The sequence below is a fragment of the Frigoribacterium sp. RIT-PI-h genome, assembly GCF_001297205.1.
Lineage (GTDB): Bacteria > Actinomycetota > Actinomycetes > Actinomycetales > Microbacteriaceae > Frigoribacterium.
This window is the reverse complement of record NZ_LHOZ01000092.1, coordinates 46247-62399: the sequence shown is the minus strand read 5'-3', so window position 1 is coordinate 62399 and position 16153 is coordinate 46247. Positions and strand designations below refer to the sequence as shown.

The window sequence follows — 16153 nt, the reverse complement described above, 5'->3', positions numbered from 1 at the left end:
CATCAATCTCAAAGAAACCTAAACACCACTCACAACCCCACAAAAGATGAGGCCACAAGCAATGCCAGGGTATAATTTGGCATTTGACAATGTGCACGCTGTTGAGTTCTCAAGGACCAAACGCACCCGAGTCCCGGCCGGAAAGACCTTCGCTCGAAGCAGCTGTGGAACCATACCATCCCGATGGACCAAGCCGAAACGACTCGATTTCCGATCCCCACCACGTGAAGACCAGCACCTGGCGTGAACCAGAGGATGGATTTGAAACCCTACCACACGAACCACGAGTCGCAAGCAACCCGTTCTCGGGGAGGATGCCACCACTTGAGGCCGGGAAGCTCCGGATCGGGACCATCTCTGATCGCTGTCCTAGCCGCTCCGCCGCACCTTTGGGCTGACTCGGATTACTTTACACAGCCCCCGGCCCCCACCCCCAAACTCCCGTGCATCCCGGGCGAGCCGCCGGGGACAGGCCCAGAAACACGGGGATCGGAGCGCTGAGCCCGTGCCGGGACGACAGAAGCCCGCTTCCTCGAAGAGGAAGCGGGCTTTTCTGACGCAGCATGCCGGCTCGGGATCAGACCTTCACGGTCACACCGGCCAGGGTCTTCTTGCCGCGCCGGAGTACGACGACTCCCCCGTCGAGTCGAGAATCAGCCACGAGGGCTTCACCGTTCTCGACCCGGGCGTTGTTCACGTAGACCCCGCCCTCGGCCGTGGCCCGGCGAGCCGCACCCAACGAGGCGACGAGTCCGGTGTCGACCAACGCCTGCGCGATGGTGGTCGATTCGTCGGCCGTCGCTGCCGGCAATTCCGCGATCGCACTGGCGAGCGTCTGCTGATCGAGGACGGCGAGATCGCCCTGGCCGAAGAGGGCCGCGGCGGCGTCGATGGCCGACTGGGTGGCCGCGGTGCCGTGGACCAGGGACGTGACGTTCCAGGCCAACGCCCGCTGCGCCTCCCGACGGAAGGGTTCGTCGGCGACGGCCTTCTCGAGCCGCTCGATCTCGGTACGCGAGAGGAACGTGAACACCTTGAGCCGTGGGACGACGTCGGCGTCGTCGGTGTTGAGCCAGAACTGGTACATCGCGTACGGGCTGGTCAGTTCGGGGTCGAGCCAGACCGCGTTGCCCTCGCTCTTGCCGAACTTGGTGCCGTCGGTGTTGGTGATCAGCGGCGTGCCGATCGCGTGCACCGAGACGCCCTCGGTACGGCGGATCAGCTCGGTGCCGCTGGTCAGGTTGCCCCACTGGTCGCTGCCACCCGTCTGCAGGACGCAGTCGTAGCTGCGGTAGAGCTCACGGAAGTCGAGCCCCTGGAGGATCTGGTAGCTGAACTCGGTGTAGCTGATGCCGGCGTCGGAGTTCAGACGCGCGGCCACGGCGTCTTTCTTGAGCATCGTGTTGACGCGGAAGTTCTTGCCGATGTCACGCAAGAACTCGATGGCGCTGAGCGGGGACGTCCAGTCGAGGTTGTTCACCACCCGGAGACCGTTGTCACCGTCGGGCGAGAGGAACTTCTCGACGTGCACGCGGATGCGGTCGACCCACTCGGCCGTCTGCTCGGGTGTCTTGAGCACCCGTTCGGCCGTCGGACGCGGATCGCCGATGAGACCGGTGGACCCACCCACGAGACCCAGGGGCCGGTGACCGGCGAGCTGGAGCCGACGCATGGTGAGCAACTGCACGAGATTGCCGAGGTGCAGGCTGGGGGCGGTCGGGTCGAAGCCGCAGTAGTACGTGATCGGCGGGCCGGCGAGCAGGGTCTTCAGGGCGTCGGCGTCGGTCGAGACGTGCACCAGGCCGCGCCACTGCATCTCGTCCCACACGTCGTCGAACGAGGGATCGTTGCTCTGGGCGGCCAGGACGTCTGCGGTCGTTTCACTGGTCACCCGCGAAACGCTACCAGCGGCCACCGTCTCGGCCGTCACGCCCCACCGCGCCCTCTCGAGACGGCGGCGCGGTACGGCGAGACCGTCCGATCACCCTCCAGTGAGAACCGCCAAGGGAAAGCGTCACCACCGGCGTGACCCGACACACCGACACGCGGGCCGGCGGCGATCGGGCCGACCGGTGCGGACGGGAGGCGCAACCGGAACCGCGCCTCCTGACCGGGGGTGTCGGCGACGAGGCGTGAGCCGTCGTCGTCGAGCTCGATGCCGAGCGCGGAACCGAGTCGGCCGGGACCGCGAGCCAGGTCCGCCGGGGTCCGCGACGTCGACCGGCGGGCTCGCGCCTCGTCGACGCCGGCCACCACCTCACCCGAGCGCAAGAGGACACCGGACGCGTAGCCCTCGGGACCGCACACGATGTTGACGCAGCGGTGGATGCCGTACGACAGGTAGACGTAGAGCGTCCCGCCGCCTTCGAACATGCTGCCGTTGCGGGCCGACGGACCCCGGTGCGCGTGCGAACCGGGGTCCTGCCCCTGGCCGTGGTACGCCTCGACCTCGGTCAGGCGCACCCCCACACCACCCGACCAGAAGACCGAGCCGAGGAGGCGCGGCGCGACGGCCAGCGCCGGCTCGGCCAGCAATGCCGCCAAGACGTCGTCGGCCGGTGTCGTCGTCACCGCTCCCCCGCGTCCACCGCGATCATCGCGGTCAGAAGAAGCGCTGGCCGCTGGCGACCGCGATCACCGCGACGGCGACGAGCACCGCCACCGCGATCGCGACGACGACCGGCACGACCCAGGCACGGACCGGCCGGTCGTCTCGAGACCCCGGTCGTCGACGACTCACGCCGCCGCCGGTGCGAGGGCCTGGACGAGGTGTCGCATCTGCTCGGTGAGCTGCGCGAGCTGCTCGGCGACCCGCTCGGGGGCCGTGCCGCCGGCACCGCGACGGCTGGCGATGGAGCCCTCGACAGTCAGGACCGGACGGATCTCGGGCGTGAGGTGCGTCGAGATCGACCGGTACTGCTCGTCCGAGGGCTCGTGCAGCTCGAGGTCGTGCTGCTCGCAGACCCGGACCAGTTCGCCGCTGATCTCGTGCGCGTCGCGGAACGGGGCCCCCTGACGGCCGAGCCACTCGGCGACGTCGGTCGCGAGCGAGAACCCCTGCGGGGCGAGCTCGGCCATGCGTTGCTCGTCGAAGTCGAGGGTCGCGACCATGCCCGTGAACGCCGGGAGCAGGACTTCGAGCTGGCCGACCGAGTCGAACACCGGTTCTTTGTCTTCTTGCAGATCCCGGTTGTACGCCAGCGGCAACCCCTTGAGCGTCGCGAGCAGACCGGTCAGGTTGCCGATGAGTCGGCCCGACTTGCCGCGCGCGAGCTCGGCGATGTCGGGGTTCTTCTTCTGCGGCATGATGCTCGACCCGGTCGAGAACGCGTCGTGCAGTCGGACGAAGCCGAACTCGCGCGTGTTCCAGAGGATGATCTCTTCCGCGAGCCGGGAGAGGTCGATGCCGATGGACGCCGTGACGAACGCGAACTCGGACACCACGTCGCGACTGGCCGTCGCGTCGATCGAGTTCTCGGTCGTGCGGTCGAACCCGAGATCGGTCGCCACCAGCAGTGGGTCGAGCCCCAGCGAGCTGCCGGCGAGGGCGCCCGCCCCGTAGGGCGAGGCACCGGCCCGACGCGACCAGTCGCGCAGGCGCTCGAGGTCGCGGACCAGGGGCCAGGCGGGCGCGAGCAGGTGGTGCGCCAGCAGGACCGGCTGGGCGTGCTGGAGATGCGTGCGGCCGGGCATGACAGCCGTCGGGTGAGCCGTCGCCTGACCCGCGATGGCGTCGACCAGGTCGACGACCTGCCGACCGATGACACGGGCGTGGTCGCGCAGGTACAAGCGCACGAGCGTCGCGATCTGGTCGTTCCGGCTACGCCCCGCCCGGAGCTTGCCGCCGAGCTCGACACCGGTGATGCCGATGAGCCCTCGCTCGAGCGCGGAGTGGACGTCCTCGTCGGACTCGGCGGCGGTGAACGTCCCGTCGAGCACGTCCGACTCGAGCCGGTCGAGCGCCGACAGCATGGCGTCGAGCTCGGACGCGTCGAGATAACCCGCCGACGCCAGGGCACGGGCATGCGCCCGGGACCCGGCGATGTCGTACGAGGCCAGCTGCCAGTCGAATTGCGTGGACTTGCTCAGCGCCGCGAGCTCGGCGGACGGCCCGGAGGCGAAGCGGCCGCCCCAGAGGGCACCCGCCTCGCCGGCGCGCTCGTTCTTGCCGGGCCCGTCGCCGAACCCGATGGCGTCGGTCACGCCCCGTGGGCCAGGTCGCGACGAGCCGAGATCTTGCTGGGCAGCGACCAGATCTCGATGAAGCCCTTCGACAGGGACTGGTCGAAGGTGTCGCCCGTGTCGTAGGTCGCGAGGTCGAAGTCGTAGAGGCTCGCGTCGCTCTTCTGGCCGGTGACGACCGCGCGTCCGCCCTGCAGCTTGAGACGGATCTCGCCCGACACGTACTTCTGCGTGTCGTCGATGAAGACGTCGAGCGAGCGCTTGAGACCCGAGAACCACAGGCCGTCGTAGACCAGGTTCGACCATTCGGCCTCGACCCCGCGCTTGTAGCGACCGAGGTCGCGCTCGATGGTCAGGGCCTCGAGCGCCTCGTGCGCGGCGATGAGGGCCATCGCGCCGGGTGCCTCGTAGACCTCGCGGCTCTTGATGCCGACGAGACGGTCCTCGACGACGTCGATGCGGCCGACGCCGTGCTTGCCGGCGAGCTCGTTCATGCGCTCGACGATGCCCAGCGGGGTGAACGCCACGCCGTCGATCGCGGTCGGGACGCCGGCCTCGAACGTGATGACGACCTCGTCGGCGTCCTTGACGATCGCCGGGTCTTGCGTGTACTCGTACAGGTCTTCGATCGGGGCGTTCCAGGGGTCCTCGAGGAATCCGGTCTCGACCGCGCGGCCCCAGACGTTCTTGTCGATCGAGTAGGGGTTCTTGGCGCTCTGGCGGATGGGCAGGTTGTGCTCTTCCGCGTACACGATCGCCTTGTCCCGGGTGAGGGCCAGGTCGCGGACCGGGGCGATGCTCGTCAGGTCGGGAGCGAGGGCCGCGACGGCTGCCTCGAAGCGGACCTGGTCGTTGCCCTTGCCGGTGCAGCCGTGGGCGACGCTGTTCGCGCCCAGCTCCTTCGCGACCGACGCCAGGTGGCGGGCGATCAACGGGCGGCTGAGGGCGGAGACCAACGGGTAGGTCTTCTGGTACAGCGCGTTGGCCTTGAGGGCCGGCATCAGGTAGTCGGTGCCGAATTCCTCTTTGGCGTCCACGACGACCGACTCGACCGCTCCGCAGTCGAGGGCGCGCTGCCGGATGTCTTCCATGTCCTCGCCGCCCTGTCCGACGTCGACGGCGAGGGCGACCACCTCTTTTCCGGTGGCATCGGCCAACCAGCCGATGCCGACCGAGGTGTCGAGGCCTCCTGAGTATGCGAGGACGACGCGTTCCGCCATGGTTCTCCTTGTGTTGTGTGGGTGTGGCTACGTGTGTGCGGTGGTGGGGGTGCTCAGCGGGCCAGCAGCCAGGTGAGCAGCGCCTTCTGAGCGTGCAGCCGGTTCTCGGCCTCGTCCCAGATGACACTGGTCGGGCCGTCGATGACGTCGGCCGTGACCTCGTACCCGCGGTCGGCAGGGAGGCAGTGCAGGAAGATCGCGTCGTCGTCGGCCTGGGCCATCAACGCCTGGTCGACCTTGAACGATCCGAAGACGGCGACTCGTTCGTCTTTCTCGTCTTCCTTGCCCATCGAGACCCAGGTGTCGGTCACGACGACGTCGACTCCTGCGACGGCCTCGGTCGCGTCGGTGGTGACCAGGACGGAGCCGCCCGTCCGCGCGGCGATCGCTTCGGCGTCGGTGACGACGGTCGGGTCGGGCAGGAAGCCCTCGGGGGCGCCGATGCGGACGTGCATGCCCGCGGTCGCGCAGGCCAGCAGGTACGACTGGCCCATGTTGCAGCGTCCGTCACCGACGAACGCCACCGAGAGCCCGGCGAGCGTGCCCTTCTTCTCGCGGATGGTCTGCAGGTCGGCGAGCAGCTGGCACGGGTGGAAGTCGTCACTCAGTGCGTTGACGACGGGCACGGTCGTGCCGGCCGCCATCTCTTCGAGGCCGGATTGCGCGTAGGTGCGCCAGACGATGGCGGACACCATGCGCTCGAGGACGCGCGCCGTGTCGGACGGGGTCTCCTTGCCGCCCAGCTGGCTGTTCGCCGTGGCGATGATCAACGGGCTGCCGCCGAGGTCGGCGATGCCGACCGCGAACGACACCCGGGTACGCGTCGACGACTTGTCGAAGATGACGGCGACGGTCTGCGGACCGGCAAGCGGCCGCTGCGACCAGCGGTCGCGCTTGAGCTCGTCGGCGAGGTCGAGCACCTCGAGCTGCTCGGCCGTGGTCAGGTCGTCGTCCCGGAGGAAGTGGCGGGTCATTCGAGGCCTTTCAGGACGGTGGTCATGATCTGGGTGAACTCGGCGATCTCGTCGTCGCCGACGATCAGAGGAGGCGCGAGGCGGATGCTCGAGTCGTTCGGCGCGTTGACGATGAGGCCGGCTTCGAGGGCGTCGGCGGCGACCCGGGCCGCGACGGGCTGCGCCAGCCCCAGGCCGATGAGGAGGCCGTTGCCCCGGACCTCGCGGACGAGGGGCGAACCGATGGATGCGATAGCCGCACGCAGCTGGTCGCCGCGGACGATCGCGTTGAGCACGAGCTGGCTGGCCTCGATCTCGCCGAGCACGGCGTTGGCCGCGGCGGTGGCGAGCGGGTTGCCGCCGAAGGTGCTGCCGTGCTGCCCGGCCTCGAACAGGTCGGACGTGTCGCCGAAGGTGATGAGCGCACCGATCGGGACTCCCCCGGCGATGCCCTTGGCGACGGTGATGGCGTCGGGGACGATGTCGTGCTGCTGGAAGGCGAACCACGAGCCGGTCCGACCGATGCCGGTCTGGATCTCGTCGAGGATCAGAAGGGCCCCGTGCTTCGTGGTGAGTTCGCGGGCGCGCTCGAGGTAGCCGTCGGGCAGGTCGACGACGCCGGCCTCACCCTTGATCGGCTCGACGAACAGGGCGGCCACCGTACCGTCGAGGGCCGCCTCGAGGGCCTCGACGGTCGTGTCGATGTGCTCGACCCCGGGCATCATCGGCTCGAACGGCTCACGCAGCGCCGGCTTGCCGGTCAGCGCGAGCGAGCCCATGGTGCGGCCGTGGAACGAGTTCTGCAGGGCGAGGATGCGGGTGCGTGAGCCGTCACCCCGGTTGAGTCGAGCCAGTTTGACCGCGGCCTCGTTGGCCTCGGCTCCGCTGTTGCCGAAGTAGACGCGCCCACGCTCGCCGGCGCCGCTGATGCGGGTCAGCCTTTCGGCGAGCTCGACCTGCGGGGCCGTCGCGAAGTAGTTGGAGACGTGGATCAGCTTGCTCGCCTGCTCGGTGAGCGCCTCGACGAGCACCGGGTGGGCGTGCCCGAGGGCGTTCACGGCGATGCCCGCCAGGAAGTCGAGGTAGCGCTTGCCGTCGACGTCCCAGACCTGGCAGCCCTCGCCGCGGTCGAGCATCACCTTCGGAGTGGACAGCGAGCGCATCATCGAGTCGCCGAATCGGCGCTGCCAGGTACCGCCTTGGATCTGGATCATGGTCACGACTGTCCTTTCGTGTCGGTGCCGCTCGCGGCAGGGCCACCCGGGGCGGTGCCCCCGGTGGTGACGATCTCGCCGGCGGGGGTGCCGAACGAGGTGACGACGGGGGCGCCGGTCGACGCCGCCCGGTCGTCGGGGACCACCTCGGTGCCCGACCCGCGCTGGGTGAACACCTCGAGGAGGATCGAGTGCGGGATGCGACCGTCGATGATGGTCGCCCCGCCCACGCCGCCCACGACCGAGTCGAGGCAGGCGCGCATCTTGGGGATCATGCCCGACTCGAGGGTCGGGAGCATGTCGGTGAGGGCCGAGACCGTGATGGCCTCGACGAGCGAGTCGCGGTTCGGCCAGTCGGCGTAAAGCCCCGCCACGTCGGTCAGGACGACGAGCTTGGCCGCCCCGAGGGCGATCGCCAGCGCACCCGCGGCGGCGTCGGCGTTGACGTTGAGGGCGTGCTCGGGGTCGATGGTGTTCGTCGCGATGGACGACACCACGGGGATGCGCCCCGCCTCGATCTCGGCCAGCACCGACGACGGGTCGACGCCGGTCACGTCGCCCACGTGGCCCAGGTCGAAGGTCTCGCCGTCGACCACCACACCGCGCTTGCGACCCTCGAACAAGGTCGAGCCCTCGCCCGAGACACCGCGGGCCAGGTCGCCGTGCTCGTTGATCAGCTCGACGATCTCGCGGTTGACCTCGCCGGCCAGGACGTCACGCACGACCGAGATCGCCTCGGTCGACGTGTAGCGGTAGCCGCCCCGGAACTCGCTCTCGATGCCGGCCGCGTCGAGGGCGGCCGAGATCTGGGGGCCGCCACCGTGGACGACCACCGGGTGCAGTCCGGCGTAGCGCAGGTAGACCATGTCCTCGGCGAACGCCTGTTTGAGGGCGTCGTCGACCATGGCGTTGCCGCCGAACTTGACGACGACGACCTTGCCCGAGAAGCGCTTGAGCCAGGGCAGCGACTCGATCAGCGTCGAAGCCTTGACCGCAGCCAGCTCTTGCTCGTCGGCCGCCGTGGCGCCGGTGCTCGTGTGGACGCCCATCAGCTGGAGTACGCGCTGTTCTCGTGCACGTAGTCGTGCGTGAGGTCGTTCGTCAGGATGGTCGCCTCGGCCGGGCCCGTCTTCAGGTCGACGAGCACGTGGACCGCTCGCGGGGTCAGGTCGACCTCGTCGCTCGGCCGATCGGGTGCCCCGGCGTGGCAGACGCGGACCCCGTTCATGGTCACGTCGACGTCGTACGGGTCGAACTCGGCCGACGTGGTGCCGATGGCCGCGAGCACGCGACCCCAGTTGGGATCGTTGCCGAAGACGGCCGCTTTGAACAGGTTGTTGCGCGCGATCGAACGACCCACCTCGACGGCGTCGCCGTCGGACGCCGCCCCCACGATCTCGATGCGGATGTCGTGCGAGGCGCCCTCGGCATCGGCCTGCAGCTGCTCGGCGAGGTCGGCGCAGAGCGCCGTGACCGCCGCCGCGAAGACGTCGGCAGGAGGCGCGACACCGGACTCGGCGCTGGCCAGCAACACGACGGTGTCGTTGGTCGACATGCAGCCGTCCGAGTCGAGACGGTCGAAGGTGACCCTGGTCGCCTCGCGGAGCGCGGAGTCGAGACCCGACGCGTCGACGTCGGCGTCCGTCGTGAGCACCACGAGCATCGTGGCGAGGCCGGGAGCGAGCATGCCGGCGCCCTTCGCCATGCCGCCGACCACCCAGCCGTCAACCGCCACCACGGCCTGCTTGGGTCTGGTGTCGGTCGTCATGATGGCCGTGGCGGCGTCGAGGCCGCCGTCGGCCGACAGGGCAGAGGCCGCCGCGGTGGAGCCACTGAGCACCTTGTCACGGAAGATCTGGTCGCCGACTCCGATGAGGCCCGTGGAGCACACGAGGACGTCCGTCGCCGACAGCTCGAGGGCGGCGGCCACGGTCTCGGCCGTGGAGTGGGTCGTCTGGAAGCCGAAGGCTCCTGTGAAGCAGTTCGCGCCTCCGGAATTGAGGACGACGGCGTCCACGCGACCGTCGGCGACCACCTGCTGCGACCACAGGACGGGGTTCGCCTTGGCCCGGTTGCTGGTGAAGACGGCGGCCGCGGCCGTGCTGCGACCCCGGTTGACGACCAGGGCGACGTCGGGCGCACCCGAGCTCTTGAGGCCGGCGACGACGCCGGAGGCCTCGAAACCGGCTGCTGCGGTGACGCTCACGGGGCGACTCCGTTCTGGCCGAGGCCGGTGGTCTCGGGCAGGCCGAGGGCGATGTTGGCGGACTGGACGGCGGCCCCGGCCGTGCCCTTGACGAGGTTGTCGAGGGCCGTGACCACGACGACGCGGTCTGCGGCCTCGTCGACGGCGAGTCCGATCAGGGCGGTGTTGGCCCCGATCGTGTCGGCCGTGCGGGGGAACTCGCCGTCGGGCAGGAGGTGCACGAAAGGCTCGTTAGCATAGGCCTGCTGCCAGGCCGATCGCACGTCGTGGGCGGTGACGCCCGGCGCGAGACGAGCGGTCGTCGTGGCGAGGATGCCGCGCGCCATCGGGACGAGCACCGGGGTGAGCGAGACGTTCACCTCGGTGGCACCGGCCACGCGGAGGTTCTGCCGGATCTCGGGGATGTGTCGGTGACTGCCGCCCACGCCGTAGGCCGACGCCGACCCCATGAGCTCGCTCGCCAGCAGATGCGTCTTCAGCGCCTTGCCCGCCCCGGACGGGCCCACGGCCAGGACGGTCACGATGTCGGCGGTCTCGACGACACCCGCCTGCACGCCGGGTGCCAGGCCCAGGGTGACCGCGGTGACGTTGCAGCCGGGAACCGCGATGCGCTTGGCACCTGCCAGGACGTCGCGCTGGCGGCCCGGGGTGTCGCCGAGGACGAGCTCGGGCAGTCCGTAGGACCACGCTCCGTAGAACTCGCCACCGTAGAACGCCTGCCAGGCGGACTCGTCGGTCAATCGGTGGTCGGCACCGCAGTCGACGACGAGCGTGTCGTCGGGCAGCTGGGCGGTGATCGCCCCCGACTTGCCGTGGGGCAGCGCGAGGAACACGACGTCGTGGCCCGCGAGGGCCTCGGGCGTGGTCTCGACCAGGGTCAGGTGCGCCAGGGAGCGCAGGTGCGGCTGCACCGAGAGGGGTGGCGGACCGGCGTTCTGGAACGCGGTGACGGTCTGCCCCTCGAAGTCGGGATGCTCGGCCAGCAAGCGCAGGAGCTCACCACCGGCGTAACCACTCGCGCCGGCAACGGCAACGGAGAAAGGCATGCGTCCACCCTAATGTTCGAATGCGGCCTGGGATCAGGGGCGGCGGCGCCGGGCGAGTGTCAGTCGCGGAGCGCCGCCCCGAATCGCTCGCCGGCCAGGCGGACGGAGCCGGACTTGGCCTCGGAGGCCTCGGCCGCGGTGAGGGTGCGGTCGGCGGCCCGGAAACGAAGGGCGAAGGTGAGCGACTTCGACGCGTCGGGCAACCCGGCACCTCGGTAGTCGTCGACCAGCCGGACGGTCTCGAGCAGGGCGCCCGCGCCCTCGCGCACGGTGGCGAGGACGTCACCCGCAGGGACGTCGACGCCCACCACGAGGGAGAGGTCTTGCGTGGCCGCGGGGTAGGACGACAGGGCCGAGGTGCCCGGTTCGACGACGGCGAGGGCGATCAGACGGTCGAGATCGAGTTCGGCCACGGCGACCACCCGGGGCAGGTCGAGCTCGGCTGCCACGCTCGGCAGCAGTTCGCCCGCGACGCCCACGACCTCGTCACCGACGAGCACCTCGGCCGTGCGGCCGGGGTGCAGCGACACGTGACGGGCCTGACGGAAGGTGACTTCGGCGGCGACGGCGGACGCGGCGACGCGCACGGCGTCGAGCACGTCGGCGAGGGACGCCGGCACGGCGGATTGCCCCGGGGCGCGGTCGACGATCGTGCCGACCGAGAGCAGACCCAGGTGTCGTGGCTGGGGCGGCAGGGCCTCGGCGAGGGCGACCAGCGTCGCGTCGTCGGGGCGGGCGGCCCCGAAGGGGACGTCGTCACTGCCGTAGGTGACGCCTTCGGCAGGCAGGAAGACCGTGCCCACCTCGAAGACCGAGAGGTCGACGAGACCACGACCGAGGTTGCGGCGGGCGACCTCGAGCAGGCCCGGCACCAATGACCGGCGCAACTCGGGCGCTGCCGAGTCGAGGGGGTTCGCGAGTCGGACGGCGGGCAACGAGGTGCCGTCGGCCGAGCCGAAGGCGGCGTTCTGGGCCGACGAGACGAACGGATACGCGGCGACCTCGGTGGAGCCGGCCGCGGCGAGCCCGTTCGACACCTGCCGGCGCAGCTGCTGCTCACGCGACAGCCCGCGACCGGCCGGGGCGACGGGCAGCACCGAGGGGATGCGGTCGTAACCCGTGATGCGGGCGACCTCTTCGACGAGCGACGCGGAGTCGACCAGATCGCTGCGCCAGGTCGGCGGGGTCACGAGCCAGTCGTGACCGGACCGCTCGACGCTCGCCCCGATGGCCGTGAGAGCACCGGAGACCTCGTCGTCGGTGTAGTCGACGCCCATGAGGCGCGCAGCGCGGTCCGCCGGCAAGGTGATCGTGTCGGGAGGGGTGGATGCGTCCCACCGTGACCCGAACGTGTCGGCCGTGCCACCGGCGAGCTCGACGAGCAGGTCGACCACGCGCTGGGCGGCCGCTTCGGCCACCTGCGGGTCGACACCGCGCTCGAAGCGCTTGGACGCCTCGCTCGGCAGCTTGTGACGGCGGGCGGTCCGCGCGATCGAGATGGGGTCGAAGGTCGCGGCCTCGACGAGGACGTCGGTCGTGGTCGCACCGATCTCGGTCGAGGCGCCGCCCATGACGCCCGCCAGGCCGACGGCACCCGACTCGTCGGCGATCACGAGGTCCTCGGCGTGCAGGTCGCGGACCTGGCCGTCGAGGGTCTCGAGGCGCTCACCCGGAGCCGCCCGGCGGACCGAGAGGCCGCCGCTCACCTTGTCGAGGTCGTAGCCGTGGATCGGTTGGCCGAGCTCGAACATGACGTAGTTGGTGACGTCGACCGGCAGCGAGATGCTGCGGACCCCTGCCAGCCTCAAGCGCGACGCGAGCCACGGAGGGGTGGGACGGGTCGCGTCGATGCCGCGGACCACCTTGGTAGTGAAGGTCTGGACGCCGACACGGTCGCGCACGGGCGCCTGGTCGTCCACGACGACCGAGAAGCCCGAGCACGGGGTCGGCGAGACGAGCGACGCGGGGTCGCGGAAGGTCGCCCCGGTGGCGTGCGAGTACTCGCGGGCCACCCCCCGGATGCTGAAGGCATAGCCCCGGTCGGGCGTGACGTTGATCTCGACCGCCGCCTCGTCGAGACCCAACAGCGCGATCGCGTCGGTGCCGACCTCGGGGTCGAGACCCAGCGACGAGAGGACGAGGATGCCGTCGTGCTCGTCACCGAGGCCGAGCTCGCGGGTCGAGGCGATCATGCCGTCCGAGACGTGCCCGTAGGTCTTGCGAGCAGCGATCGGGAACGGCCCGGGCAGCACGGCACCGGGTAGGGACACGACGACCTTGTCGCCGACGACGAAGTTGTGGGCGCCGCAGACGATGCCGCGGACGTCGTCCGGGTCGGTGGCCGCGTTCGGACCCACGGCGACCTGGCACCAGTTGATCGTCTTGCCGTTCTTCTGCGGCTCGGGCGTGAAGTCGAGCACCTGACCGACCACGAGGGGCCCGGTCACGTCACCGACATGCACGTCTTCTTCTTCGAAACCGACCGACACGAGGGCGGCGTGGACGCTCTCGAGCGACACGTCGCCCGGCAGCTCGACGAACTCACCGAGCCAACTCAGCGGAACCCGCATCAGACCACCATCCCGAACTGCTCGCTGAACCTGACGTCGCCCTCGACCATGTCGCGCATGTCGTTGAGGTCGTTGCGGAACTGCAGCGTGCGCTCGATGCCCATGCCGAAGGCGAAGCCCTGGTAGCGGTCGGGGTCGATGCCCGCCGCGCGCAGCACGTTCGGGTTGACCATGCCGCAGCCGCCCCACTCGACCCACCGCGCGCCTCCCTTGGCGTTCGGCTGCCAGACGTCCATCTCGGCACTGGGCTCGGTGAAGGGGAAGTAGTTGGGACGCAGGCGGATCTGCGCCTCGGCGCCGAACATCGAGCGCGCGAGGTGCTCGAGCGTGCCGCGCAGGTGCGCCATCGTCAGGCCCTCGTCGACGGCGATGCCCTCGAGCTGGGTGAACACGGGCGTGTGCGTGGCGTCGAGCTCGTCCGTGCGGAACACGCGGCCGACAGCGACGTTGTAGACCGGGAGCTCTTTCGACAGCAGCGTGCGGATCTGCACCGGCGACGTGTGCGTGCGCAGAACCAGGTGGCGGTCGACGGGGTCGACGAAGAACGTGTCCTGCATGGCGCGCGCCGGGTGGTCGGCGTCGAAGTTCAGGGCGTCGAAGTTGAACCACTCGTGCTCGAGCTCGGGGCCCTCGTTGACCTCCCACCCCATGCCGACGAACAGGTCGGCCATCCGCTCTTGCAGCAGCGTCAGGGGGTGGCGGGCCCCGGCGCGACGACGCGACGGCAGGGCCGTGACGTCGACGGTCTCGGCCTCGAGCCGGGCGGCCTCTTCGATCACGGCCAGCTCTGCCTCGCGCGTGGCGACGGCTTGGCCGACGCGACCCCGGGCCTGGCCGACGAGCTTGCCCGCCGCGGCCTTCTGGTCGTTCGGCAGGTCGCGCAGACCGGCGTTCAGGCGGGCCAGCACCGACGCCTCGCCGACGTGCTGCGCACGGGCGGTCTTGAGCTCGGCGACGGTGGCGGCCGTGGCGATCGCCGCGAGAGCGGCGTCGACCGCCGACGCGACGGCGTCTTCGGAGAGGGGGACGGAGTCTGACACGAGAACCAAGCTTAGCGATCGTTGGGAGGCGACCCGCGCCTCCTGGTCGAGGTCGACGAGGAGGCGCGGGCCGGGGACGAGAGGACGGACCGGGTCAGGTCGCGCGGCCCGACACGTGGTCGGACTCGAAGCGACCGCCGCGACCGGCCATGCCCGGGTCCTTCGGGGTACCACGGCGCTTGGCGACGACCGCTCGCCGACCCGTGCGTCGGTCGACGACGCGGACGACCCACGAGAGCAGGAGGTTCGTCGCGAGGTAGACGACGAGCACGACGGCGAAGAGGGTGAAGGTGTAGCGGCTTCCGTAGTACGACCCGAGCTGGTTGAGACCGACTCGGGTGAGTTCGAGGTAGCCCACGATGTAGCCGAGTGACGTGTCCTTCAGCAGGACGACGAGCTGCGCCAGGATGATCGGCAGCATCTGACGGAACGCCTGGGGGAACTCGATCGCGAACCGCGTGCGGATCGGCGTGAGCCCGATCGCCAGCCCTGCCTCGCGCTGTCCTTTGGGCAACGAGGCGATGCCCGCCCTCAGGGCCTCGCCGATGAGCGCACCGTTGTAGACCGCCAGGGCGGCGACGACGGCCCAGAACGCGCCGGTCGAGAAGACCAGCAGGATGAACAGCATCATCAGCAGGACGGGCATGCCCCGGAAGAACTCGAGGACGATCGTCGTGGGCACGCGGACGAACGCCGAGCGAGCCGTGCGGAGGAACGAGAACAGGATGCCGATCACGACGGCGAGGACCGACGCGAGGGCTGCGGCCTGGACCGTCCCGAGCCAGCCGCGGCCGATGGCGCGCCACAGGGCGAGGTCTTGCAGGATGTCCCAGCGGGAAGAGTCGAAGACGCCAGGTGTCTCGGCACCGTTCGCGCTGATGCGAGGCCGACCGAGGAGGTACACGAGGTAGGCGATCAGGGCCAGGACGAGCACGACGCCGACCACCGAGATGATCCGCGACGTGCGGCGGGCCTTCGGCCCCGGGGCGTCGTAGAGGACGGAGGTGCTCATCGGAGGACTGCGACCTTCTTCTCGACCACGGCCGCGAGACGGCCGAGCGTGATGGTGACGACCAGGTAGAAGAACGCGACGGCGAGCAGCGTCGTGATGACGGCGTCACCGCGGTCGTTGGCGATGTAGCGCCCGGCGGCGAAGAGCTCGGCGACGAAGAACCCACCCGCCACCGAGGTGTTCTTGGTGAGGGCGATGAAGACGTTGATCAGCGGCGGGACGACCATGCGCATGGCCTGAGGGAGGATCACGTGGCCGAGCGTCTGGCCGAAGCCGAGCCCGATGCTCCGTGCCGCCTCGGCCTGCCCGACCGGGACGCCGTTGATGCCCGACCGGATGGCCTCGGCCACGAACGGCGAGGTGTAGGCCGTCAGCCCGATGACGGCCAACGGGAAGTACGTGCCGAAGTCGACGCCGAGGTACGGCAGGACGAAGGCGCAGAAGAAGAGCACGAGTGTGAGCGGGATGTTGCGCAGCGCCTCGGTGTACACCGTCGCGAACGTGCGGAACGAGGCCACAGGCGAGATGCGCAGGGCGGCCACGAAGAAGCCGATCACGAGGGCCCCGAGGCTTGACAGAACGAGCAGCTGCAGCGTCGTGACGAAGCCGCCCCAGAAGCGGGGCCAGTTGTCGGTCACGGCGTCGAAGCCGGGGATGACGTCCAAGGGGTTCAACGGGGTCCTTCGGTCGGGGCAGGACACGGGCACCCG

General features: G+C 70.0%; 14 protein-coding genes. All 14 read right to left on the bottom strand.

Features of this window, described 5'->3' with window-relative positions:
* Positions 1–577: 577 nt before the first annotated feature.
* The 14 genes from tyrS to AEQ27_RS14205 all read right to left on the bottom strand — a co-directional run bounded on the left by tyrS (position 578) and on the right by AEQ27_RS14205 (position 16108).
* Positions 578–1816, bottom strand: a complete 1239-nt coding sequence (tyrS, locus tag AEQ27_RS14265) for a tyrosine--tRNA ligase (protein ID WP_082383601.1) — start codon at positions 1814–1816, stop codon at positions 578–580.
* Positions 1817–1926: 110 nt separating this feature from the next.
* On the bottom strand, positions 1927–2571 hold the full coding sequence (locus AEQ27_RS14260; RefSeq protein WP_054147265.1) for a DNA-3-methyladenine glycosylase: 645 nt from the start codon (positions 2569–2571) through the stop codon (positions 1927–1929).
* Positions 2572–2602: 31 nt separating this feature from the next.
* Positions 2603–2740, bottom strand: a complete 138-nt coding sequence (locus tag AEQ27_RS17895) for a hypothetical protein (RefSeq protein ID WP_161805559.1) — start codon at positions 2738–2740, stop codon at positions 2603–2605.
* Positions 2737–4203 carry an argininosuccinate lyase gene (gene argH, locus AEQ27_RS14255; RefSeq protein ID WP_054147264.1) on the bottom strand — a complete coding sequence of 489 codons (1467 nt, stop codon included), beginning with the start codon at positions 4201–4203 and terminating at the stop codon, positions 2737–2739. The genes AEQ27_RS17895 and argH overlap by 4 nt, the downstream gene beginning before the upstream one ends.
* Positions 4200–5402 (bottom strand): argininosuccinate synthase, encoded by a 1203-nt coding sequence (locus AEQ27_RS14250; RefSeq protein WP_054147263.1) that lies wholly within the window; start codon positions 5400–5402, stop codon positions 4200–4202. The genes argH and AEQ27_RS14250 overlap by 4 nt, the downstream gene beginning before the upstream one ends.
* Before the next feature lie 53 nt (positions 5403–5455).
* Entirely contained in the window at positions 5456–6376 is a 921-nt protein-coding gene (argF, locus tag AEQ27_RS14245; protein WP_054147262.1) for an ornithine carbamoyltransferase, read from the bottom strand.
* Positions 6373–7569, bottom strand: coding sequence for an acetylornithine transaminase (locus AEQ27_RS14240; protein WP_054147261.1), 1197 nt, complete (start codon positions 7567–7569; stop codon positions 6373–6375). Before AEQ27_RS14240 ends, argF begins: the two co-directional genes overlap by 4 nt.
* Positions 7570–7571: 2 nt before the next feature.
* Positions 7572–8618 (bottom strand): acetylglutamate kinase, encoded by a 1047-nt coding sequence (gene argB, locus AEQ27_RS14235; protein ID WP_082383599.1) that lies wholly within the window; start codon positions 8616–8618, stop codon positions 7572–7574.
* Entirely contained in the window at positions 8618–9775 is a 1158-nt protein-coding gene (argJ, locus tag AEQ27_RS14230; RefSeq protein ID WP_054147260.1) for a bifunctional glutamate N-acetyltransferase/amino-acid acetyltransferase ArgJ, read from the bottom strand. Before argJ ends, argB begins: the two co-directional genes overlap by 1 nt.
* The gene (gene argC / locus AEQ27_RS14225) at positions 9772–10821 is read right to left on the bottom strand and encodes an N-acetyl-gamma-glutamyl-phosphate reductase (protein WP_054147259.1); all 1050 of its coding nucleotides are present in this window, start codon (positions 10819–10821) and stop codon (positions 9772–9774) included. The genes argJ and argC overlap by 4 nt, the downstream gene beginning before the upstream one ends.
* Positions 10822–10880: 59 nt before the next feature.
* Positions 10881–13391, bottom strand: coding sequence for a phenylalanine--tRNA ligase subunit beta (pheT, locus tag AEQ27_RS14220; RefSeq protein WP_054147258.1), 2511 nt, complete (start codon positions 13389–13391; stop codon positions 10881–10883).
* Positions 13391–14431: a phenylalanine--tRNA ligase subunit alpha gene (gene pheS / locus AEQ27_RS14215; RefSeq protein ID WP_054147257.1), complete on the bottom strand. Its 1041-nt coding sequence runs from the start codon at positions 14429–14431 to the stop codon at positions 13391–13393. The genes pheT and pheS overlap by 1 nt, the downstream gene beginning before the upstream one ends.
* Before the next feature lie 94 nt (positions 14432–14525).
* A complete protein-coding gene (locus tag AEQ27_RS14210) occupies positions 14526–15443 on the bottom strand; it encodes an amino acid ABC transporter permease (protein ID WP_054147256.1) in 918 nt (305 codons plus the stop codon).
* The gene (locus AEQ27_RS14205; protein ID WP_054147255.1) at positions 15440–16108 is read right to left on the bottom strand and encodes an amino acid ABC transporter permease; all 669 of its coding nucleotides are present in this window, start codon (positions 16106–16108) and stop codon (positions 15440–15442) included. The genes AEQ27_RS14210 and AEQ27_RS14205 overlap by 4 nt, the downstream gene beginning before the upstream one ends.
* Positions 16109–16153 lie beyond the last annotated feature (45 nt).